A 22661-nucleotide genomic window follows, 5' to 3' on the forward strand; every position below is an offset into this window, starting at 1 on the left:
CTTCAGTTGGAGGGGTTAGGTCGCGGTAGCGCTGGCGGGCTGCCATTCGCGGGCCCGCAGGGCGGTGTGCTTGAAGCTGTGCCGGGCGCGAAGCAGAAGCGGGCACGCCAGGGCGCAGGCGATCAGCGTGACGATCAGGATCGAGTAGCCAATGGCGGCGGGGTCGACCAGCACGTAGTCGGTGATGACGCCGATAGCCAGCGGGCCGATGCCAACACCGACCAGATTGAGCACGCCGGTGAACAGGGCGATGAACTGTCCGCGCATCGGCGCGGGCGCTATTTCGACGATCAACGCCGGGCCGATGCCGAACAGGCAGACCCACAGGGCGGCGGAGAGGGCCAGGAACGGCAGTGCCAGAGGGGCGCTGGGCGCCAGCAGTAGCGGTGTGGCGCACAGCGGCAGGAGGATGCTGGCGAGGACTGCCACGCGCAGGTTGCCATTGGCCACGCCGCGGCGGCGCCAGTATTCACCCAGCCAACTGGCGCCGAGCACACCGAGCGGCGAGCTGACGCACATGATCAGCCCCATGACAGTGCCGGCCTTGGCGTAACTCCAGCCGAACTCGCGGACCAGGTAGCTGGGGACCCAGGCGCCGCCGCCGTACACCGCGGCGTTGTAGCAGCCCATGCCGATCACGATGGCGACGAAGGTGCGCCGGTTGGCGCGCAGGAACGCCAGCACTTCACCCAGTGGCACGTTTGGCGCCACCGAAGTCGGCGTCGTCGGTCCGGCGCGATCCAGTCGCGGCTCCGACACGCCGAACATCAGCAACAGAACGATCAGGCCCGGCAGGCCGATCGACATCAGCGTGGTCTGCCAGGGCGCCAGGGCGCCGAGCAAAGGCAGGGTCAGGGGATGGGCGCTGAAGTAGCCGAGCACCAGACCGGTGGCGAGTAGACCAGCGCCAACGCCGACCGGGCCGCCGGCGCCAAACACGCCGAGGGCGCGGCCGCGTTTCTCCGGTACGAACAGGTCGCTGATCAGCGACACGGCGCCCGGCAGCAGCACCGCTTCGCCGACCGCCACGCCGACGCGTGCCAGCAGCAGGTGCCAGAATTCCGTGGCCAGGCCACTGGCGGCGGTGGCCAGGCACCATAGGCCGATGCCGACGGTGATGATCATTCGCCGGTTGCCGCGGTCGATCAGCCTCGCGATCGGCAGGCCGGCCAAGGAGTAGAAGGCGGCGAAGGTGAAGCCATGGAGCATGCCCATCCAGGTGTCGTTGACGTGCAGTGATTGCTGGATCGGCCCGACCAGCAGGCTGAGCACCTGGCGGTCCATGATCGAGAAGACGTAGGCGAGCAGCAGTACGCCAAGGGCGTAGTTGGCCTGGCCGCGGCTCGGCAGGTAGGGCGCCGAGCTGGTCATAACCGGAGCCTGGATAGTCGTGGTGCTGGACATCGACGGTTCACCTCAATGGCTTGTTTTTGTAATCGAGGCCGCGCGGCGGGCAGGCCGCCGTCGCGGTGCTGCGTTAGCGCGCCGCCGGGATGGCGTCGGGCTGCTGCCAGAGGTTGTTGTCCTGCCAGATGTTTTCCTTGCGCCAGTGCGCCGGCAGCTCGGCACCGGTGTGCTGGATGACGCGGCCGATCAGCAGCTTGAGTTGCTGCGCTTCGTCGTAGGACAGCGCTTCCAGGGCACTCATCTCGGCGGCCTTGGCGAAGGCCAGCCACTGGATCGCCAACTGACGGCCCTTGTCGGTGAACATCACGCGCTCGTCCTGCAAGATCAGCAGGTCCTTCTGCAACCAGGTGGCCAGTTGTTCCTCGGCCAATGCCTTGCCGGTGAATTCGAACAGTTGGCGCAGCTCGTCCAGGGTCCGCCCTTCGCTGAAGCTGAGGATGCCGAGCAGCTCGAAGTCCTGATCCTGCATGCCCATCGCTTTCAACTGCTCGCGGATCGGCAGTTGCAGTTGGTAATAGGCGCGACCGAGCAGGAAACCCAGCCAGTTTTCGCCGTAGATCACGCTTTCCTCGCCACGTGGGGCTGGTGGCACCAGGCGTCGGTAGCCGCCGCTGTGGAACACCAGCGGCGCTTTGTCGAAGCGGTCGAACGCCAGCACTTCACCGACCAGGATGATGTGGTCACCACCCTCGTACTGATAGGTGGTCTTGCACTGGAAGCGCGCCGAGCAGCCATCCAGCAGCGGAATCTCGCTGGGGCCGCGTTGCAGGTCGAGACCGGCGAACTTGTCAGTGCCGCTTTTGGCGAAGCGGTTGGACAGCGGCTCCTGATCGGTTGCCAGGATGTGCACGGCGAAGTGCGAACCTTCGGTGAAGGCGTGCGCCGACGAGGAATCCTTGTTGATGCTCCACAACACCATCGGCGGGTCGATCGACACCGAGTTGAAGCTGTTGGCGGTCAGCCCATAGTCCTGGCCGTCCGGACCTTGGGTGGTGACGATGGTCACGCCGGTGGTGAAGGCGCCGAGCGCCTGACGGAACTGCTTGGGATCGAAGAGGGAGGTGTTCATCGACGGGTACTCCACCGCCACCGGACGGGCCGGCGGCGGCTGATTGTTGTTGGATCGGAGTGGCTCAGCGGTTGAGCAGCGGCATGACCAGACGGCCGAAGCGCTCGGCTTCTTCGTGGTGTGGGTAGCCGGACAGGCAGAAACCGCTGCAACCGGCATCGACGAACGCCAGCAACTGGTCGGCGACCTGCTGCGGGTTGCCCACCACAGCAATACCGGCACCGGGGCGCACTTCGGTGATGCCGGTCCACAGGTGCGGAGTCATCTTGCGGCCGACGGTTTTGGAGAGTTCTTTCATCCGTTGGTTGGCAACGGACTCGGCCATCATGGTTTTGACCTGTTCGGTCCAGGTCGGATCGGCGCCGTTGACCAAGGTATCTGCCGCGGCCCAGGCTTCCTCTTCGGTTTCCCGGCAGATGATCTGCAGGCGCATGGCGAACTCGATATCCTCGCCGCGGCCGTACTTGGCGGCGCGTTCGCGCATTTCCTTGATCTGTTCGGCGATGCGCTCCGGGTAGTCGCCCCAGAACAGGTGTACGGCGGAGTGCTTGGCGGAAATTTCTGCTGCATGCTCCGAACCACCGCCGAGGAAGAACGGCGGGTGCGGTTGCTGGAAGGGGGCTGGTATGACTTTCGGGCCGTGTGCCTGGTGGTACTTGCCTTCGTATTCCACGCCTTCCTCGGTCCACAGGCGTTTCATCAGCTCGACTTCTTCCTCCAGCTGTTCGTAGCGCCCTTCCTTGGAAGCGATCTGGCCCTCGGCGTAGGCGTCTTTCTCGCTGAGGCCGGCGATCAGGTTGATGTAGATACGCCCCTTGGACAGTTGGTCGAAGGTGGCGAACATCTTGGCCTGGGCGACCGGGTGGATGAAGCCGGGCTTCACCGCCACCAGGGCTTTGAGCTTCTGGGTGCGGGCGATCACGAACGAGGCGGTCACCCAGGCATCCCAGCAGAAGGGCGTAACGGGGACCAGTACGTAATCAAACCCAGCCTGTTCGGCGGCGAAGGCTACCCGCTCGAAATGCTCGAGGGACTGGGGAATGCTTTTGCTCGGATCGCTGAAGGCAGTGGTATCGCCAATGGTTGGAATGAACCAACCCATCTGCAGGGGTTTCTTGTTGTTCATGGTGGGGCTCTCGCGCAGTGGAACTGTGGAACCACTACAACAAAGCCTTTGCGATGAAGGAAGTGAATATGTAGCATTCGAGGAATGCACAATATTAATACCAGAACCCTCGACCTGAACCTGCTGGTGGTCTTCGCCACTCTGTGGGAAACCCAGAACGTCACCCGCGCCAGCGAGCGCCTGTCGCTCAGCCAATCGGCTGTTAGCCATGCGCTGCGCCGCTTGCGTGAGCGTCTTGGCGACGAACTGTTCGTGATCGGGCGCGGCGGCCTGGTGCCGACGGCACGCGCGGCCGAACTGATCGGTCCGGTGCGCGACGCGCTGTCCCGTCTGGACGACGTGCTGCAAGGTTCTGCGCCCTTCGTGCCGGCAGCGGTGCAGCGCAAGTTCCGCATCGCCTCCGGCGACTTCGTCGAGTTCCTGATCCTGCCGCGGCTGATCCAGCACATCGCCCGTGAGGCACCGGGGGTAATGATCGAGGTGGTGCCGCTGCCACCGAACAGTACGGTTGCAGCGCTGCTGGAAAGCGGCGAGATCGACCTGATCATCAGCTCGCCGATGACGCTGGGCGCGGGCCTGCGCCATGAGCCAATCACCACCGTTTCGTTGCTCACCCTGATCTGGCAGCGTGAAGGCCTTCCGCCTGGGCGCTTCCCGCTCGACCTCTACCTGGAAAGGCCGCAGGTGATGATCGAAATGCATCAACGGGATGGCAACATTATCGACCAGACGCTACAGGCCCAAGGGTTGGCGCGGCGCATTGGCGTACTGGTGCAGAACTTCATGGCGATGCCGGTGATCGCCTCGCAGACCGGCTACATCTGCAACCTGCCGGGGCCCATCGCCGAGGCGTTCGCTGCAACCTTCGGTCTCAGTTGCCACGAGCCGCCAGTCGACTTCCCAGCGCCCGAGCTGGTGGCGTACTGGCACTCGCGGTTCGATGCCGATCCGGGTTTGCAGTGGTTGCGCGAACAGGTGAAGAGCTGCGCGGTTCAGCTCCCGTGAGTGACCCAGCCTATGCAGCGTTTTGAGTGATTGCTGGGCTGGCGCGGATGTTGTCGGCGAAAGTGGGAATCACCACCTTGCCTTTGCCAGCCAGGTCTTTCATTGATGCATAGCCCATGGCATTGAATACCGCACCACGTACACCTGGGCAGATGACGCTGCGTGTTTCAAGGTCGGGGTGGCCTGGTAGAAGACATTGACATGCATACTTTGCATACATGAATTCTCAAGAATTCATTTTACTCATTGCACAACTACCAATCCAATGGAGGTCAAGCCCAAACAATAAAACGCACAGGGGACAACCATGACCGCCATTGATCCGCGCACACGCCTGCTATTGGAAGCGCCCATCGTGCCGACCGTCTTGCGACTGGCGGCGCCCAACGTATTGGTAATGATCGTGCAGGCCTCTGTTGGCCTCATCGAAACCTATTTCGTCGGCAAGCTTGGCAGCGACGCGCTGGCCGCAATGGCGCTGGTATTTCCGATTGTCATGCTGATGCAGATGAGTTCCGCAGGTGCGATAGGAGGTGGCATCGCCTCGTCGATCGCGCGAGCCCTTGGCGCGCAACGCCGGGAAGATGCCGATGCTCTGGTGTTGCACGCGATGGTCATTGCGCTCGGTTTCGGCCTTGCATTCACGGTGATACTCCTACTGGGGGGGCGGTGGTTGTATGCGCAGATGGGGGGCACCGGGGCGTCGCTGGAGGCGGCGTTGGTCTACTCGCACTGGGTATTTGCAGGTTCCGTGCTGGTGTGGCTGTTCAACGCGCTGTCTGCGGTAATCCGGGGCACCGGCAACATGGCAGTGCCCGCTAACGTGACTGTCGCAGGTGCTGTAGTGCTTATCCCGCTGTCGCCCTTGCTCATCTTCGGCTGGGGGCCGGTTCCCGGCATGGGCATTGCCGGTGGCGCGGCGGCCCTGCTCCTGTACTACCTCGGCGGTACGCTCGTGCTCTGGATGTACCTGCGCTCGCCGCGCAGCCTACTCAAGCCGAAGCTGATGAGCGTACGGCTTCGCTGGCCACTGTTTCGCGACATCCTGCGCATTGGTCTGGTCGGTGCGATCGCGACGGTGGCCGCTAATCTGTCGATTGGCATCGCGACGGCGCTGTCGGGGCAGTTCGGGCCAGATGCGATTGCGGGCTACGGCACCGCCGCGCGCCTTGAGTACCTGCTGGTGCCCCTGGCATTTGGCTTTGGCGCACCGCTGCTGGCCATCGTCGGTACCTGCATCGGTGCCGGCAACCGCGAGCGCGCCCTCAAGGCCGCATGGGTCGGTGCCGCGATGGTCTTTGCGATCACCGAAGCGATCGGTCTGGCAGCGGCGATGTTCCCACGTTCCTGGCTGATGCTGTTCGGCAACGAGCCCGCCATGCTTGAGGCCGGCACCCAATACCTGCATGCAGTCGCGCCGCTGTACGGCTTCTTCGGCGTTGGCCAGGTGCTGTACTTCGCATCACAAGGCACGGGGCGGCTGTTTTGGCCAGTGATGGGCAACCTCGCACGCCTGGCCGTGGCCGGCCTCGGTGGATGGCTGGCGTTGCGCTGGGGCGGCGACCTGGTGCACGTGTTCGTTGCGCAGGGCATGGCACTGGTGGCATACGGCGTTGTCATCGCTTCCACGATTGCCGGCGGCGCGTGGTTCGGCCCTGTGGGCTGGCCGCGCACCACTGCTGCTTTGATGCGGCGCATCCAGCCGACTTGATCATTCCTGCATGTATCCACTGCACTTCTTGATTCGGTTCGGGCTATTTGTGACCGGCCGCTTCTGGCCGGTAGCTGCCTGTCGTGAAGGTCCGCTTCCGGTCGAGGCTGTGTAAAAACGTAAATTCTGGACGTTTTAGGGATTGTCGCCCAACGACCATGCCCAGGGCTGTTGCTAGCGCAAATAGCACCGTGGCTTTTACGGGCATCACTGCGCCATTAGTCAGCGCGACCACAATCCCCCCAGTGCCTACCAAAGCAATAACCATCAAAGAGGTGGCAACGACTCCATGCATCGAAACATTTGTAAACCGACGAAGCATGGGCACGATGACAAAACCACCACCAACCCCCAACAGCCCAGTCAAGAAGCCCGCAAACGCCCCAATGCTACCCAACAGAAACCCCGTGCCCCAAGACCACTGAAACCGACCAGTTTTCGGGTCGACACGACCTAAAGTGCGCATCGACACTTCAAGACTCATGGATGCCAACTCGTGCCTCTGCATGAGCAGGCGGACACCTACAAACAACATTGTGATACCGAAAAGCCCCATCAACCAACGTTGAGGGAGTACCTGCGCAACGTGGAGGCCCACGGCGGTAAACGGCACACCAGTCACCGCCATCAAAATCGCTGCCCGATAGCGCACCAGCCTTTTGCGTAACCCTTCCAGGGCACCGATCACAGCGCCACCTACTACCGCAACCAATGCCACCGGTGCAGCCTGCTGCATGGGCCAGCCCATGCCAGCCACTAGCACGGGGACGGCGAGTATGCCTCCGCCGGCGCCTGTCAGGCCAAGCACGGCCCCCACCAATATGCCAAGGATGAGTGAAATTGCCATGGTCGGGCTCCCAGCCCAGGTTTAGGTGGGTTTGCCCACGGAGGTCGGAGCCAGCAGCCCACAGTATTTTTCACTCTCAAGCCATTCGAGCGGCCCCATACCGCCCAACATGGCAATGACAAACACGGCCCCCTTGAGGGCTCCCGAGCCCAGCAATACCCGCACTGGTCCCGGGCAAATTCCGGCCACCAGCGACCCGATACCAAACACAAGCCCGGCAATCCAGGAGAAGAAGGTTTTCATGGCTAGCTCCCTCCCAGGAGGTGAAGGATTTGCCAGCATGCAGCGCATCCGGGATGCAGGGCAAATGCCCATGCTGATCATTCCATCCAAGTGAACATCATGGTAGGCGATATGCCACCACGGGAGACAACGGTGTGCACCACCTCAAGATTCCGGTAAACGAGCTTAAAGTGGAGGCAGACAATATGGCCATGCGCAAGATTTGGGGGAGCAGAGAGGCTGGTATCAACTGATGCCAACGGCGGGATATCTCCTCACCGAACCGCGCCAGCACCTTCCTTTGGATGGAAGTCTTCACCATCTAAAAGTGAAGCCCCAACAAAGGAACCAAGGCCGTGCTTGCAGCGAGGAAGGAATCCATAGCCAACACAAACCCGTGCTGAAACTCCGAACACAATTCAAATGGTTTCCAGTTCTGGACTACCCCCACTACCGTAGACATTTCCCAGCCTCACATTGAGGCGCGTTCAAACGCCTCGGGACTGACGCCACCCAGGTGACTGTGGCGGCGAGTTCGAGGAGTTTGCCACCCTGGGCTACGGTGACCTGGTGCTGTCGCCGCAGTGGCGCCTGCTCAGCCCGCTGGCGTCAGGCAGTGGCATTCTGATGTTCTGGGTATCAACCGCCGTGATGACCGCCACCGTCATTAATGTAATGAAACGCCATGTATCCCATTTTGGCTCTGGCAAGAATGACGAACATACGTGATGCCGTTACCCGACTTGCAGCCCGTCAGGCGCCCGCTAATCTTACCTAAGACCATCCGAATACTTGCTGGGGAGCTTCGCACATTCCGAACAGTCCTTGATCCACGGCAAGGTCACCCAGCGACGCTGACCTAGATTAGAAGCCTGATTCGGTGGGCATTGGACTCACTGAATCAGACTAAACAGGAGCATCGCATGTTCACACCCGGTCATCTCCATCGCGCTAATACCCCCGGAATTCCAGGCATACCGGAATTCAACATCGACGTCTTCTATGAGGTTCGTCGTGACCCCAAGGAAGGCATGCTGATGCACTTCAAGATGGTCGGACATGTGTCGGGCCGAGAGTTCATTGAAGAGTTCGACATGCACCGCGATACCGCCTTCAACTTCGCCAGCCTGCTGGCCAAGGCCGCGGTCAAGCATGGCCTGCCCGCTAACGCCGGTCCCATCATGCGCAGCCACTCCGAATACGACGCGATGTTTGAGGATATTCGCAACCAGCTCGGTGCCAAACCGGGCGAGCCGGTAAACCTGGACAACCTCGAGAAAGACGGTCGCTGAGTGTGAGGTCATCCATGCAGATCACCTTACATGCCTACTCGTAGCACGCCCTGCGGCGAGCAGGACGTGATCGATTTCCGCCCGACACCGCAGCTGAGCAACAAGCAGACAGCGAGCGTCATCCAGTGTCTTTCGCAGGGTTCGCATGAGGTATTTCCCTAAACTACGCTTTCGAATAAGACCCGGAGCACATGCAGTTCACGGTGACGCCCTGTTTCAGCCGCTGGTAATAACTGCTGCGGTTTATCCCAAACACGCCGCACAACTCGATCCTTGGGTACTGCTCGCTCAACTCGTCGATCAGTTTTACCGATCGAGGGAGTCCGACATCAAGAGAGCTGTAGCCTTCTTTAAGATCTCCTTTTCGCGCTCAATCCGCCGAATTTTCGCTTCCAACTCCTGGATGCGCTGCTGATCAGGCGTCATGGCCTTGGACCTCTCGGGAGTCTTGCCGTTGCGCTCTTGGCGTAGTTGTTCAACCCACCGGCGAAGAGCTGTAGGCCCCACGCCCATCGCTTCGCCAGCCTCTGCCACCGAATACTGTTTATCCAGTACCAGGCAAGCCGCGTCCCGTTTGAAATCGGTGGAAAATTGTCTTCTGCCCACAAGCAACACCTCGTCATTGAGCGGTAGCTTACCGTCCTTCAGGGGTGTCCAGAATCATCAGGCCAGATCACATTTTTGGCTTCGGCACGCCGTTGAGAGGGGGACAGGACTCATAAAGCAGGCCTCAGGCCTTCATCGCTGCCATCAAGGCACCGCTGCCCAGTAAGTTCAACGCGCGTTTGAGATTGTAGGCGAGCACATGCAGGCTCATCTCGGTACTCACTCGGTCGATAGTCTTGGTGAGGAAGTGGGTGGCACCCATCCAAGACTTCAGCGTGCCGAACGGGCGCTCAACCGTTTGGCGGCGGATCCGCATCATCTCGGGCGCTTGATCCAGGCGACTCTGCATCGCCTCGAGCACTGCCTCATGCTCCCAGCGAGTCACCCGGCGCTGTGGGCTCGGTGTGCATTGCTCTTTCAACGCACAACCTTGGCAGTGCGAACTCCAGTAGCGGTGCAGCTTCAGCCCTTTCTCGATGCTTGAGAACCGCCAGATCAGGCTTTGCCCAGCAGGGCATCGGTACTCGTTCTTTGCTGCGTCATAGATGAAATCACCTTTGCCGAAGCGGCCAGCCGCTGTCGCTCCCGACGTCAGCGTCTTGGGCACGAAAACAGTGATTCCAGCCTCATGGCACGCCAGGATTTCTTCGCCTTTGAAATACCCTCTGTCTGCGACCGCCGAGAGCGTCTCGACACCCATGGTCTCTCGCGCCTGGCCATGGAGCTCAGCTGGTCTCGATCAACCCCGTCGTTCGTGACCTCGTGCGTCACGATCAGGTGGTGCTTCGCGTCGACCGCCGCCTGCACGTTGTAGCCGACCATTCCGGTGCCTCGGGTCTTCATTGAGCGGGCATCGGGATCGGTCAGGGAGATCTGTTTATCCGGTGTTTCGTCGAGCTGAACCTCGATTTCCTTGAGCTCCTGCAGCTTAGCTTTCAAGGTCGCGATCTTGTCGTGGAGGCGTTCGGCTTTGACCTGCGCCACGGGAGGTTCCTGACGATCTGCAGTATCCAGTGCGGTCAGGTAGCGATTGATGCTGGACTCGATCTCCTCCATTCGCCGCTGAAGCTTGGCGCTGGTGAAGTTGCGGTCGCGGTTGTTGTTGCCTTGAACTTGCTGCCATCGATGGCTACAAGCGCTTCAGAGAACAAGCCAAGCTGCTGGCACAGCACCACGAACTGCCTACAGACGCCGCGGATTGCCTTGCCGTTATCCTTGCGGAAGTTAGCGATGGTCTTGAAGTCCGGCATCAAACGTCCGGTCAGCCACATCAACTCAACGTTGCGCTGAGCCTCGCGTTCGAGACGGCGACTGGACTGGATGCGATTGAGATAGCCGTAGATGTAGATCTTCAGCAGGTCGGCAGGATGGTAGGCCGGTCTGCCGGTTTCCGCCGGGATGACGCCGTCGAAACCCAGCGTGCCAAGGTCGAGTTCATCGACGAAAACATCGACCACTCGTACCGGGTTGGTGTCCGCCACATAGTCATCCAGGCTCTCGGGAAGCAGCGCACTTTGGCCTCGATGCTCTCCCTGGATAAAACGCTTCAATGGCGTCCCCCACTGATTTCGAATCCATCAAATCACAGCAAGGTCGATGCTAACGTTTTTACACAGCCTGGGCCAAAAGCAGACAATCACAAGGCCCACGTCACTTTCGAGACTCTTCGCTAATCAACCACCTAGCGCGATGATTGCGGACATCAGCGCAGTACCGACAAGCGCCATTGCCGCCCCGCTACCCCAGGCATTGCCACCGGAATGGCGAGCCAGTATCCAGCCAGCGGCAAACAGCACTCCCAACGCCACTAGGTTGGAGGTGCGGATCGCCAAAGCTGTCTCGTTCAGCAGCAGGAATGGGATGACAATCGGAAAGGTTGCCAGCACGACCAACAGGAAAGTGCCAAGGGCCCCCATGAGGTCATCCAGGCCCAGTCGCGAGCGAACTGGCACGCCGGAGTCAAGTAAGCGACGACGTAGCATCTCCAACCCATCGGTGCCCGCCACAGCCGCAATGCGCGGTGGAAGAACATCGGCGATCAGGGCCTGGCCTTCCTCTGAACCTGCACCGTCTTGCAACCGGATCAGCAGGGTTCGGTTGCGAGTACGATCTGTCCACGTACGTAGTAGATACATAACAGCATCGGCCAGCCCCCAGGCCAGGTTGCAGCCAAAGGCCGCGATCAACATTGTTCGCGCTTCCTCGCGGCCGTCCGTGGCCACGCTCAGTGCCCCCACGAAGTCATCGCCTTGAGCAGCCCGAAAATCACTTCGGTAACGCGGTCGACGGGGTCGAAAATCCGCCTCCGTCTCTCCTCACTGGACCTATCCATTGCGCCCTCCTTCAATCCCGTTGTGAGCCGACTCCTCAATCAGCAGACGCCCACTGTTTCTGGATCCGGATCATTAGCCCCGCCTGCGGATGCTCCCGCCCCACTGTTCGGAAAGCTCCAAACTTGACCTTCCGACAAGTGGAGGTCCTACCTTGAATGCTCCCGCTACCTCAGCCCGGCAACCTTGGAACAAAGGGAAGCTCATTGGGCAAATAAATCCACTCCACCTAAAAGACATTTGGGCTATCAGAGCACGTCTAGAGCTGGCGAATAACGTCCGCAACCTAGCGCTGTTCGAACTCGCAATCGACAGCAAACTGCGAGCATGTGATCTGGTAAAGCTACAAGTTCGTGATATTGCCCATGGTGACCGGGTATCCACGAGGGCTATCGTGCTACAGCAGAAGACGCAGCGACCGGTGCAGTTTGAGATCACCGAACAAACCACTCCCTCTGCCGGAGCAGGCGCCTAAGGCGCCGGAGGCCGATCCTTAGGTCATGAAGCGCTTCCCATCCGTCCCAGCCTCTAGGCGAGCACGAGCGTGGTAAAGACTGGTTTCTACTTCCAGCACCCGAGCCACCACAGTGTTTGCGAATGACACTGCAACCTCCCGGGTAGCCATGGTCAGAGGCTGAGGAAGCCGCTGTAAAGGCCGTACCCTGCGATCAGGGCGCCGATCACCACCACCACGAAGATCACCTTCTCCACAGCCGTGAACACCGGCTGGCCCAGTTCGCGCTTGGCCTTGGCGAAGAGGATCGCCCCTGGTGCGTAAAGCAGTGCCGACAGGAGCAGGTATTGCACACCGGCGGCATACACCAGCCACAAGGCGTAGAACACAGCGATCAGCGCGATCACCAGGTCCTTGCTGCGTTCGCCGCTGTCCTGCTCGTAGGTCTCGCGACGGACGGCCAGGAGCAAGGCGTAGGCCGCGGACCAGAAGTACGGCACCAGGATCATCGAGGTCGCCAGGTACAGCAGGCTGAGGTAGCTGGAGCTGTTGAACAGGGTGAGGATCAGAAACAGCTGGATCAGCCCGTTGGATAGCCACAGCACGTTGGCCGGCACCTTGTTGGTGTTCTCCTTGCGCAGGAACTCCGGCATGGTGTGAGCGCTGGCGCTGGCGCTGGCGAACAGGATTTCGGCGCAGAGTAAGGTCCAGGACAGCAACGCCCCAGCCAAGGAGACCATCAAACCGACGCTGATTAGCACCGCGCCCCAGTGGCCCACCACGTGCTCCAGCACACCGGCCATGGAAGGGTTCTTCAACCCGGCTAGCTGCGCCTGGGCCATGATCCCCTGGGACAGCACATTAACCAATACCAGCAACAGGAGCACGCCGACGAAGCCCACCACCGTAGCCCTGCCCACGTCGCTGCGCTTCTCGGCGCGAGCGGAGAAAATGCTCGCGCCCTCGATGCCGATGAACACCCAGACGGTGACCAGCATCATATTGCGCACTTGGTTCATCACCGTGCCAAGGTCGCTGTTGCCGGCGCCCCAGAAGTCGCTGGTGTAGACGTCCAGCTTGAAGACCACCCCGGCAATCACGACGAACAGCGCCAGCGGCACGATCTTGGCGATGGTGGTGATGGTGTTGATGAAGGTGGCCTCCTTGATCCCGCGCAGCACCAGGAAGTGCAGCAGCCAGAGCAGCACCGAGGCGCATACGATGGCTGGCAGCGTGTTGCCCTCACCGAGCAGGGGGAAGAAGTAGCCCAGGGTGCTGAACAGCAGCACCATGTAGCTGACGTTGCCGATCCTGCCGCTGAATCCAGTAGCCCCAGGCCGAGGAGAAGCCCATGTAATCGCCAAACCCAGCCTTGGCATAGGCATACAACCCGCCGTAGAGGGTTGGCTTGCGGTTGGCCAGGGTCTGGAACACGAACGCCAGCATCAGCATGCCGACCCCGGTGATCAGCCAGCCGATCAGGGTCGCGCCCGCACTGGCACTCGCGGCAATGTTCTGCGGCAATGAGAAGATCCCGCCACCCACCATGGAGCCGACCACCAGAGCAATCAGCGCGCCGACCTTCAACTTGTCGCTGGACGCGGCAATCTGGGTTTCCTTGTGAGACGGGGAGTCTTTGTCGATCTTGCTGACGGAGTCGACCATCTAATTCTCCTTGCCGAAACGGTATCGTTTGACCAAGTGGTCGGCCGCCAGGCAACGGTCGTAATGCACAGCCTGATCGTTCGAATGGCACTCACCACCGAACTGACTGCTCATGTGCTGCTGGGAGTTGCTTCGACGCAACCCTTGCCCCGCAGCCGGGCACTGCCATTCGAATCGCCGAGGACGCTAGGAATTGCGAAGCATGCGGAAATGCTCGGCGGCCCAGTGCTTCTGAATCTCCGGCGGAAGACGGTGGGGGGCGCTCACGCGCTCTTCCAGCTTGGCCGCGAAAGCCGCCGCGGAGGCTGGGTCCGAGAAGCTGAAGCTCATGCCACAGGCATGCACCAGCCAGGTGGGCGGGTCCTGCCTGGAGACCAGTTCGATCGATAGGTGCATCTGATGCTCCCAAAATATGGGCAAGCGATACCGAAAGAATTTCAGTCTAGCCAACAATCGGAAGGCACAAGACCTTGCAAGGCTTTATTTCCCCCGGCGGGGCAAACATGCTTCACAGAACTGGCAGCGCGAGTGGTTGGCCCGCTGTGACTGCCTCTCGGTTGACTTGCGCGTCCCTTTAGACGGGCCACGGAAAGCGAGCCATTCTTAGCGGATGTTCATCGTTTCCGAATCAGTTCGCGCCAGCATGAGGAAAGCCCCGATGCTCAACTGGATGCTGGTCTTCGTCCCCATCGCCATAGCCCTGGAACAACTCGCGGCGGACCTCCATTTGCTGGTCTTCCTGGCGGCAGCCCTGGCCATCGTGCCGCTGGCGGGCTGGCTGGGCCTGGCCACGGAGCAACTGGCGGAGCGCTCCGGCGAAGGTGTGGGCGGGTTGCTGAATGCCACCTTCGGCAACGCCACCGAACTGATCATTGCCCTCAGCGCCTTGCGCGCGGATCTCCACGATGTGGTGAAGGCCTCCATCGCAGGGTCCATCGTCGGCAACATTTTGCTGGTGCTGGGCCGGGCTGCGCCACAGCGAACAGCAATACAACGCTTCGGGAGCCCGCTCCCAGGCAACCCTGCTGACCTTGGCCACCATCGCCCTCATCCTGCCGGCCGCCTACAACGCCGTCATTGCGACCCGCAATCCACAAGGCCTCCAGGCACTCAGCCTGTACATCTCTATGGTTTTGCTGCTGGTCTATGGGCTGTTCCTGGTGTATTCGCTGATTACCCACAAGAACCTGTTTTCCGGCACTTCCAGCATCGAGCAGAGCCAAGATCACGCGCACCTCTGGCCGAAGGGCAAGGCCTTGCTGGTGCTCGGGACGGCTACCCTGCTGATCGCCTGGATCAGCGAGATCCTGGTGGCCACCATCAAGCCGAGCGCCAGTCAGCTCGGCCTCAGCAACCTCTTCGTCGGGGTATTTGTCGTGGCCATCCTCGGCAATGCCGCCGAGCACGCCTCGGCCATCTCGGTCGCCATGAAGAACCGCATGGATCTGTCGCTGTAGATCGCCATCGGCTCCAGCGTCCAGGTGGCCCTGCTGATCGCACCGGTTCTGGTACTCGCCAGTTATGTCATCGGCCCCTCGCCCATGGACCTGGCCTTTTCCGGGGGGCTGGTACTGAGTGTGCTGCTGGCGGTGCTGATTACCGGCCAGGTAGCGGGCGATGGTCGCTCGGACTGGCTCAAAGGCGTGCAGCTGCTTGCCGTGTATCTGATCCTCGGCCTGGCCTTCTTCTTCACTCCCGACGTGTCGGCGTCCTGAGTCACTCCCACTCAAAGACAGGAACAGTCCATGAGCGATGCCCGGTCCACACAACCCACTGAGCCCGGGCGCCTGCCGCGCCCCCTCGGCTCTGGCCCGGTCGGCTGGCGACGCTGGCTGCCGGGCCTGCAGGTCTTGCGTGAGTACCAGCCCTCCTGGCTACCCAAGGACCTGCTGGCGGGCCTGGTACTGACTGCCATGCTGGTGCCGGTGGGCATTGCTTACGCCGAGGCATCCGGAGTGCCTGGCATCTATGGCCTGTACGCCACCATCGTTCCGCTGCTCGCCTATGCGCTATTCGGACCCAGCCGCATTCTGGTACTCGGCCCGGATTCCGCGCTGGTCGCCATCATCCTTGCCGTTGTGCTACCGCTGTCCGGGGGGGATCCATTGCGCGCCATCACCCTGGCTAGCGCCATGGCGCTGGTCTCCGGGCTGGTCTGTATCGGCGCCGGCTTGCTGCGCCTGGGGTTTATCACCGAACTGCTGTCCAAGCCGATTCGCTACGGCTACATGAACGGCATCGCGCTGACCGTGCTGATAAGCCAGACGCCCAAGCTGTTTGGCATTTCCATCGACAGTGCCGGCCCACTCCGGGACACCTTGGGCCTGATCCGAACGCTACTCAACGGCCAGGCCAACTGGTACGCCTTTGCCGTGGGCGCAAGTACCCTGGGTGTAATCCTGCTGCTCAAACGCTACGAGCGCGTGCCGGGCATTCTCATCGCGGTGCTGGCCGCGACCGTGGTAGTGGGCCTCTTCAGCCTGGATACCAGCCACGCGGTGAAAGTGGTGGGCCCATTGCCGCAGGGGTTGCCGAGCTTCACGCTGCCCTGGATCGGCCTGAGTGACCTATCCATGGTGCTGATCGGCGGATTCGCCGTGGCGCTGGTGTCCTTCGCCGACACCAGCGTGCTCTCACGCACCTATGCGGCGAAGACCCGTACCCAGGTAGACCCGAACCAGGAAATGGTCGGCCTGGGAGTGGCCAACCTGGCAGCCGGTCTCTTCCAGGGTTTCCCCATCAGCAGCAGCTCCTCGCGAACCCCGGTTGCCGAAGCGGCAGGTTCTCGCACTCAACTGACCGGCGTGGTCGGCGCCCTGTGCGTGACGCTGTTGCTGCTACTCGCTCCCAACCTGCTCCAGTACCTGCCCAACAGCGCCCTGGCAGCCGTAGTGATCGCCTCCGCCATCGGCCTGTTCGAGTTCAAGGATCTGCGCCGTATCTACCGCATCCAGCGCTGGGAGTTCTGGCTGTCGATCGTCTGCTTCGTCGGCGTTGCCGTACTGGGAGCGGTGCCGGGCATCGGCCTGGCGGTGGTGGTGGCGGTGATCGAATTCCTCTGGGACGGCTGGCGGCCCCACTACACCGTGCTCGGGCGCGTCGACGGCATTCGCGGCTACCACGACATCTCGCGCTATCCTCACGCTCGCCTGGTGCCCGGACTGGTGCTGTTCCGCTGGGACGCGCCACTGTTCTTCGCCAATGCCGAGTTGTTCCAGAACTGCATCCTGGAGGCCGTCGCCCAGTCACCGACTCCGGTGCGCCGGGTGGTGGTAGCGGCCGAGCCGGTCACCAGCGTGGACGTTACCTCCGCCGACATGCTGGTGGAGCTGGAGCAATCGCTGCGCGCGGAAGGCGTGGAGCTGCGCTTCGCCGAAATGAAGGACCCGGTTAAGGACAAACTGCTGCGCCTTGAAGTGCTGAAACGGATCGGCAGCGAGGTGTTCCACCCGACCATAGGCGCGGCGGTGGACGCCTACCTTGACGAGCATCGTGTCGACTGGACGCCGTAGTCCCAATCACGCTGCGAATTCGTGACGAGTGATCCCCTCTGCGAAGGCCGCTATAGGGCAATTATGCCTTAGCGGATGTCTGCTTTCGGCTGCGGATTCATCCGGTGGATGCAACACACTAGATCCTGTGTAGCCAGGAGGAGTGTTGCAGATGCAGCAAAGACCTCGGATCCATTACACCGAAAGTCAGAAGGCCTTGATGTGGGACCGCTGGAAGCGAGGCGACTCACTCCAGCAGATCGCTCAGCTGTTCGATCGAAACCACTCCTCCGTTCAACGCATTCTGGCGGAGACAGGAGGTATACGTCCGGCGCCACGCCGGCGCGACAAGTTGGCATTGACGCTGGCCGAGCGCGAAGAGATTTCGCGAGCACTCGCTGCCGGGCACTCGATTCGCCTGATCGCCCTGCAACTTGGGCGAGCCCCTTCCACCATCAGCCGTGAGATCGGTCGCAACGGCGGTCCAGGCTGCTATCGCGCGAACCAGGCCGATCAGGCGGCCTGGGACAGAGCCCGTCGTCCGAAGATCTGCAAGCTTGTCCAGGTCCCGGGGTTGGCGCAGATTGTGGCGGAGAGGCTCCAGCTGCAGTGGTCACCGGAGCAGGTTGCCGGGTGGCTGAAGTGCACTTACCCAGAAAATAAGAGCTTTCAGGTGTCACACGAGACCATCTATCGCAGCCTCTTCATTTAGGCCCGCGGCGCATTGAAGAAAGAGCTGCTGGAGCATTTGCGGCGCACGCGGGCCATGCGCCGCTCGCGTCATCACACCCAGAAAACGGACAATCACGGCCACATCACCGACACCATTTCCATCAGCAAACGGCCGGCTGAGGTTGAAGACCGAGCCGTGCCGGGTCATTGGGAAGGTGACTTGCTGCGTGGCAGCAAGAACAGCCAGGTTGCGGCCCTGATCGAGCGTCACAGCCGTTACGTGATGCTGGTGAAAGTACCCAGCAAGGATACTGAGACGGTGGTGGGTGCCTTGATCGACAACGCCCAGAAACTGCCGCAGGAACTCTACCAGTCGCTGACTTGGGATCGGGGCAAGGAAATGGCCGATCACAAGCGCTTCACCGTGGCGACGGACATCAAGGTCTACTTCTGCGATCCGCAGAACCCCTGGCAACGTGGGACGAATGAAAATACGAACGGGCTGCTGCGGCAGTAATTCCCAAAGGGCACCGACCTCTCCGTCTACTCGCAAGATAAGCTTGATGAAGTAGCCCGGCAGCTGAATGAGCGTCCACGGAAGACGCTCGACTATGCAACGCCTGCTGAACGTTTTAACCAATCTGTTGCATCGACCGGATGAATCCGCAGCCGAAAGCAGCCACTCATGAAAGGCTGCTGTCGACCCAAGCTGTGTGAAAACAGCCAGCATCTCGACCAACCCGCCTTGGCAGCCAAAGTAGCCAATCACCACAGAGTGCCGTAATAGGCCGAGGTAAGCCCTGACGTTGGTTGAAACCCCTCCCAGAAGGCTTATAGAGGGCGGAAAAAGGCCATTACTCTTTAGGCCCGCATTGCTTCCAGTGCTCCAGCGATGCCGAGGATGCTCACCAGTCGTTTGAGGTTGTAGGCGTAAGCATCACCCAACAGGTCGTCATTCGACGCACGAATGATCATTCCGGCCGTCTCATTGCGCAGCCCCGATCTGGTCGCACGTCACGTCAACTCTTACCTCCTCTCCTACTGGCTCAAAACAGTGCTGGGACGAGACGAAATGAAGAAAATGACCATCGGCCCGTTCTGCCTCGAAGAAAGCGGCGATTCGCTAGCCGGGCGATTTGAAGCCTGGTGTACCAGCACAGCAGGAACCACCCAGAAGGTGACCCAGGGCATCGAGCAACTGGTCAAGCGCAGCCCATTGGCCGACGCGCAAGTCGAAACGCTTACCTGTCGATCAGAGTGCACGATCTCAAGCACACGTTCGGCCGCAGGCTGCGGGCAGCAGGCGTCACCGAGGAAGATCGCAAGGCGCTATTGGGCCACAAGAACGGCAGCATCACCAGCCACTACTCAGGCGCAGAACTGGGTCAACTGATTGAATCTGCCAACAAGGTATCCACGACCGACTCACGCGGGCCGGTGCTGACGATTTTGAAGAGGAGGCAGGCATGAAATTACGACAAGTCACGCAAAAGTCACGCGCATGAAAAAGCCCAACTCGCGAAAGTTGGGCTAAGTCATTGAAGAATATGGTCGGGACGGAGTGATTCGAACACTCGACCCCTAGCACCCCATGCTAGTGCGCTACCGGACTGCGCTACGCCCCGACTAGGCGTTAATCCACTTTCGCGTACTGCCGAAAGCGGATCGAACTATACATTAAGCTTTTGAAAAGTGGAAGTTTTTCGAAAGCGACAGACTATTTACGCAGGACAAGCAAAACATCTTCCAGCTCTGCAATCATTTGCCGAATGAGCTGCTTGTACTGGGTAGTATCATCTTTAGCTTCGTCACCCGAGAGGCGCTGTCGCGCCCCCCCGATAGTAAAGCCTTGGTCGTACAGTAGCGCGCGGATTTGCCGGATCATCAGCACATCCTGGCGCTGGTAGTACCGTCTATTGCCACGCCGCTTAACCGGATTGAGTTGAGTAAACTCCTGCTCCCAATAACGCAGCACGTGCGGCTTAACCGCACAAAGCTCACTCACCTCACCAATCGTGAAGTAACGCTTGCCTGGTATGGGCGGCAACTCGTCGTTATGACTTGGTTCCAGCATAAGCCTCAACTCTGGCTTTTAATTTCTGCCCTGGGCGAAAGGTAACCACGCGTCGAGCCGTGATCGGGATTTCCTCTCCTGTCTTTGGATTCCTGCCGGGACGCTGACGCTTGTCGCGCAGGTCAAAATTGCCGAAACCCGACAGCTTGACCTGCTCGTTGAGCTCCAGCGCCTGCCGGATCTCTTCAAAGAACAACTCCACCAATTCCTTGGCTTCCCGTTTATTCAGGCCTAGCTCTTCATACAGACGTTCGGCCATTTCAGCTTTCGTCAGAGCCCCCATACGCTACTTCCTTAACGTGGCGTTGAACCTTTCTTCCAGCGAGGTGAGGATATTCTGCGTTGTAGTACTCACCTCATCGTCATTAAGAGTGCGCGATGGATGCTGCCAGGTCAAGCCGACCGCCAAGCTTTTTCTATGCGGATCAATACCTTTACCGTGATACACATCAAATAGCTTGAGGTCTGTCAGATGCTCGCCAGCAGCCTCGCGAATAATTCCGAGAACGGCTTCGGCAGCGACATCCCTATCCACCAGCAGTGCCAGATCGCGACGCACCTCGGGGAAGCGCGAAAGCTCGCGGAACTTGGGCAGCAGTCCTTGCACCACTTCAGCCAGAACCAGCTCGAACAAGAAAACCGGCTGGTCCAGATCCAAGGCCTTGCTCAGCTCCGGATGGATGGCACCGACAAAGCCAACGAGGCGACCATCACGCTCAATGCGGGCAGTTTGGCCTGGGTGTAGAGCTGGATGCTCACCCGCCACAAAACTGAAAGTACTCTCGGCACCGGAGAAGCCAAGAAGCGCCTCTACGTCGGCCTTCACGTCATAGAAATCGACAACTTCACGACCATGGGCCCAACCTTCGGTCATGCGAGCACCGCAGATCGCGCCGGCCAACATGGCTTCCTGCTTCAAACCTTCTAACTGGCCGACAAAGCGCAGGCCGCTTTCGAACAAACGAATCCGCGATTGCTGGCGGTTCAGGTTGTACTGCACCGCCTTGACCAGGCCCGGCCACAGGGACGCGCGCATGGCAGCCATATCAGTCGAGATGGGGTTGGCCAACATCAACGGCTCAACGCCTGGACTGAACAACTCGAACAGTTTGGGATCGATGAAGCTGTAGGTGATCGCTTCCTGATAGCCACGGGCTACGAGCAAGCGGCGCAGTGCTGGCAGCTCGGCACGAGCTTCAGCTTTAGGCTGCGGTGCCAGGCGGGCTTGCGGATATCGAACCGGCAAGCGGTTATAGCCATACAGGCGACCCAACTCTTCGATCAGGTCGACTTCCAGGCTGATATCGAAACGGTGGCTCGGCACTTCCACACGCCACTGCCCTGCCTGCTCCTGCGAAATCTGCAGACCTAGGGCGCTGAGCAGGCGCTCAACTTCATCAGCCGCGATATCAAGGCCAAGCATCTGATTGATGCGCTCGGCACGCAGAGTGATCGGCGCAATGCTTGGCAAATGCTCCTGACTGACCACCTCGATGATCGGCCCTGGCTCGCCACCGACGATCTCTAGCAACAAGCCAGTCGCACGCTCCATGGCTTCACGCGCCAACTGCCAATCGACACCGCGTTCGTAGCGGTGCGAGGAGTCGGTATGCAGACCATAGGAGCGCGCCTTGCCTGCCACCGAGATGGTGTCGAAGAAAGCGCTCTCGATAAAAAGGTCACGAGTGCCAGCAGCGACACCGCTGTGCTCACCGCCCATCACGCCAGCAATAGCCAAAGCGCGCTGGTGGTCAGCGATGACCAGAGTATCGGCACGCAGGCTGACCTCCTGGCCATCCAGCAGAACCAGCTTCTCACCTTCTTCCGCCATGCGAACACGAATGCCACCGTTGATCTCGTTGAGATCGAAGGCATGCATCGGCTGGCCGAGCTCAAGCATCACATAGTTGGTGATGTCCACGGCTGCATCGATGCTGCGTACATCTGCGCGACGAAGCCGCTCGACCATCCATAGCGGTGTAGGCTTGGACAGGTCGACATTGCGCACCACGCGACCGAGGTAGCGCGGGCATGCTTTCGCCGCCAGCACTTCTACGGGGCGAACTTCCTCGTGTACAGCCGGTACAACGGCAACGACCGGTCGCGTAACCTCGGCGGCATATAAAGCACCGACTTCGCGCGCCAAACCGGCCAGCGACAGGCAATCGCCGCGATTCGGAGTCAGGTCAACTTCGATGCTGGCGTCGTCCAGGTCGAGATAGACACGGATGTCTTGGCCAACCGGCGCATCCGCCGGCAGCTCCATCAAGCCATCGTTGTCATCGCTGATTTGCAACTCAGAAGCCGAGCAGAGCATGCCGCTGGACTCGACACCGCGCAGCTTGGCTTTCTTGATTTTGAAGTCACCCGATAACTCGGCGTCAATCATGGCAAAAGGAATCTTCAGGCCGGGGCGCACGTTCGGTGCGCCACAGACCACCTGAAAAGTCTCGGCACCATTGCTGACCTGGCAAACGCGCAGCTTGTCAGCATCCGGGTGCGGTTCGGTGCTCAGCACCTCGCCCACGACCACGCCACTGAATGCGCCGGCGGCCAGCGTCACGCTGTCAACCTCAAGGCCGGCCATGGACAAACGAGCTACCAGCTCATCGCGGGAAACCTTCGGGCTTACCCAGCTACGCAGCCACTGTTCACTGAATTTCATCCTGCTCTTCTCCTAGAAAACGGTT

The 22661-nt window shown here is 60.5% G+C and carries 14 protein-coding genes, 1 tRNA gene and 10 pseudogenes; 9 read left to right on the forward strand and 16 right to left on the reverse strand.

The window, feature by feature from the left end; translation table 11 throughout:
- Window positions 1–15 precede the first annotated feature (15 nt).
- The 3 genes from D3879_RS14430 to D3879_RS14440 form a co-directional block, all read right to left on the reverse strand.
- Window positions 16–1404, reverse strand: coding sequence for an MFS transporter (locus D3879_RS14430; RefSeq protein ID WP_119955017.1), 1389 nt, complete (start codon window positions 1402–1404; stop codon window positions 16–18).
- Between the two features lie 73 nt (window positions 1405–1477).
- On the reverse strand, window positions 1478–2476 hold the full coding sequence (locus D3879_RS27075) for a flavin reductase family protein (RefSeq protein ID WP_238474253.1): 999 nt from the start codon (window positions 2474–2476) through the stop codon (window positions 1478–1480).
- Window positions 2477–2540: 64 nt separating this feature from the next.
- On the reverse strand, window positions 2541–3602 hold the full coding sequence (locus tag D3879_RS14440) for an LLM class flavin-dependent oxidoreductase (protein WP_119955018.1): 1062 nt from the start codon (window positions 3600–3602) through the stop codon (window positions 2541–2543).
- Window positions 3603–3686: 84 nt separating this feature from the next.
- Between D3879_RS14440 and D3879_RS14445 the strand changes: the two genes are divergently transcribed.
- Window positions 3687–4607, forward strand: coding sequence for a LysR family transcriptional regulator (locus tag D3879_RS14445; protein WP_119955019.1), 921 nt, complete (start codon window positions 3687–3689; stop codon window positions 4605–4607).
- A gap of 10 nt (window positions 4608–4617) precedes the next feature.
- Here D3879_RS14445 and D3879_RS26315 read toward each other — a convergent pair whose 3' ends face one another.
- Window positions 4618–4827 carry a hypothetical protein gene (locus tag D3879_RS26315; RefSeq protein ID WP_147411155.1) on the reverse strand — a complete coding sequence of 70 codons (210 nt, stop codon included), beginning with the start codon at window positions 4825–4827 and terminating at the stop codon, window positions 4618–4620.
- Between the two features lie 87 nt (window positions 4828–4914).
- On the opposite strand from D3879_RS26315, the gene D3879_RS14450 reads away from it, so the two are divergent.
- Window positions 4915–6318 carry an MATE family efflux transporter gene (locus D3879_RS14450; protein WP_119955020.1) on the forward strand — a complete coding sequence of 468 codons (1404 nt, stop codon included), beginning with the start codon at window positions 4915–4917 and terminating at the stop codon, window positions 6316–6318.
- A 43-nt stretch (window positions 6319–6361) separates the two neighbouring features.
- Here D3879_RS14450 and D3879_RS14455 read toward each other — a convergent pair whose 3' ends face one another.
- Window positions 6362–7165: a sulfite exporter TauE/SafE family protein gene (locus tag D3879_RS14455; protein WP_119955021.1), complete on the reverse strand. Its 804-nt coding sequence runs from the start codon at window positions 7163–7165 to the stop codon at window positions 6362–6364.
- Between the two features lie 21 nt (window positions 7166–7186).
- On the reverse strand, window positions 7187–7408 hold the full coding sequence (locus tag D3879_RS14460) for a DUF6691 family protein (protein WP_119955022.1): 222 nt from the start codon (window positions 7406–7408) through the stop codon (window positions 7187–7189).
- Between the two features lie 902 nt (window positions 7409–8310).
- Between D3879_RS14460 and D3879_RS14465 the strand changes: the two genes are divergently transcribed.
- A complete protein-coding gene (locus D3879_RS14465) occupies window positions 8311–8679 on the forward strand; it encodes a DUF5064 family protein (protein ID WP_119955023.1) in 369 nt (122 codons plus the stop codon).
- A gap of 226 nt (window positions 8680–8905) precedes the next feature.
- Here D3879_RS14465 and D3879_RS14470 read toward each other — a convergent pair.
- The 3 pseudogenes from D3879_RS14470 to D3879_RS14480 all read right to left on the reverse strand — a co-directional run.
- A pseudogene (locus D3879_RS14470) lies at window positions 8906–9291 on the reverse strand (transposase); the annotation flags it as partial.
- Between the two features lie 118 nt (window positions 9292–9409).
- A pseudogene (locus D3879_RS14475) lies at window positions 9410–10835 on the reverse strand (IS1182 family transposase).
- Between the two features lie 123 nt (window positions 10836–10958).
- Window positions 10959–11617, reverse strand: a pseudogene (locus D3879_RS14480) (hypothetical protein).
- Window positions 11618–11769: 152 nt separating this feature from the next.
- On the opposite strand from D3879_RS14480, the pseudogene D3879_RS26695 reads away from it, so the two are divergent.
- Window positions 11770–12081, forward strand: a pseudogene (locus D3879_RS26695) (site-specific integrase); the annotation flags it as partial.
- On the opposite strand, the pseudogene D3879_RS27855 reads toward D3879_RS26695, so the two are convergent.
- The 3 genes and pseudogenes from D3879_RS27855 to D3879_RS14495 all read right to left on the reverse strand — a co-directional run.
- Window positions 12074–12219, reverse strand: a pseudogene (locus tag D3879_RS27855) (CHAD domain-containing protein); the annotation flags it as partial. The pseudogenes D3879_RS26695 and D3879_RS27855 overlap by 8 nt on opposite strands.
- Before the next feature lie 23 nt (window positions 12220–12242).
- A pseudogene (gene arcD, locus D3879_RS14490) lies at window positions 12243–13617 on the reverse strand (arginine-ornithine antiporter).
- 303 nt (window positions 13618–13920) lie between these two features.
- Window positions 13921–14130 carry a hypothetical protein gene (locus tag D3879_RS14495; RefSeq protein ID WP_119955026.1) on the reverse strand — a complete coding sequence of 70 codons (210 nt, stop codon included), beginning with the start codon at window positions 14128–14130 and terminating at the stop codon, window positions 13921–13923.
- A gap of 274 nt (window positions 14131–14404) precedes the next feature.
- Between D3879_RS14495 and D3879_RS27080 the strand changes: the two are divergent.
- The 5 genes and pseudogenes from D3879_RS27080 to D3879_RS14520 all read left to right on the forward strand — a co-directional run.
- Window positions 14405–14641 (forward strand): annotated as a pseudogene (locus tag D3879_RS27080) (calcium/proton exchanger); the annotation flags it as partial.
- A gap of 220 nt (window positions 14642–14861) precedes the next feature.
- Window positions 14862–15449 (forward strand): annotated as a pseudogene (locus tag D3879_RS27630) (calcium:cation antiporter).
- 30 nt (window positions 15450–15479) lie between these two features.
- Window positions 15480–17246: a SulP family inorganic anion transporter gene (locus tag D3879_RS14505; RefSeq protein ID WP_119955027.1), complete on the forward strand. Its 1767-nt coding sequence runs from the start codon at window positions 15480–15482 to the stop codon at window positions 17244–17246.
- A 151-nt stretch (window positions 17247–17397) separates the two neighbouring features.
- Window positions 17398–18558, forward strand: a pseudogene (locus D3879_RS14510) (IS30 family transposase).
- Window positions 18559–19139: 581 nt separating this feature from the next.
- Window positions 19140–19367, forward strand: a pseudogene (locus tag D3879_RS14520) (tyrosine-type recombinase/integrase); the annotation flags it as partial.
- 78 nt (window positions 19368–19445) lie between these two features.
- Here the strand turns inward: D3879_RS14520 and D3879_RS14525 are convergent.
- From D3879_RS14525 to pheT, 4 genes are all read right to left on the reverse strand, one after another.
- Window positions 19446–19522 (reverse strand) — tRNA-Pro (locus D3879_RS14525).
- Between the two features lie 92 nt (window positions 19523–19614).
- Window positions 19615–19971 carry a MerR family transcriptional regulator gene (locus D3879_RS14530; protein WP_119955028.1) on the reverse strand — a complete coding sequence of 119 codons (357 nt, stop codon included), beginning with the start codon at window positions 19969–19971 and terminating at the stop codon, window positions 19615–19617.
- A complete protein-coding gene (gene ihfA, locus D3879_RS14535) occupies window positions 19952–20254 on the reverse strand; it encodes an integration host factor subunit alpha (protein ID WP_003243414.1) in 303 nt (100 codons plus the stop codon). The genes D3879_RS14530 and ihfA overlap by 20 nt, the downstream gene beginning before the upstream one ends.
- 3 nt (window positions 20255–20257) lie before the next feature.
- Complete coding sequence (gene pheT, locus D3879_RS14540; protein ID WP_119955029.1) at window positions 20258–22636, reverse strand: phenylalanine--tRNA ligase subunit beta; 2379 nt, start codon at window positions 22634–22636, stop codon at window positions 20258–20260.
- Window positions 22637–22661: the final 25 nt, after the last annotated feature.

Source organism: Pseudomonas cavernicola, from assembly GCF_003596405.1.
Taxonomy (GTDB): domain Bacteria; phylum Pseudomonadota; class Gammaproteobacteria; order Pseudomonadales; family Pseudomonadaceae; genus Aquipseudomonas; species Aquipseudomonas cavernicola.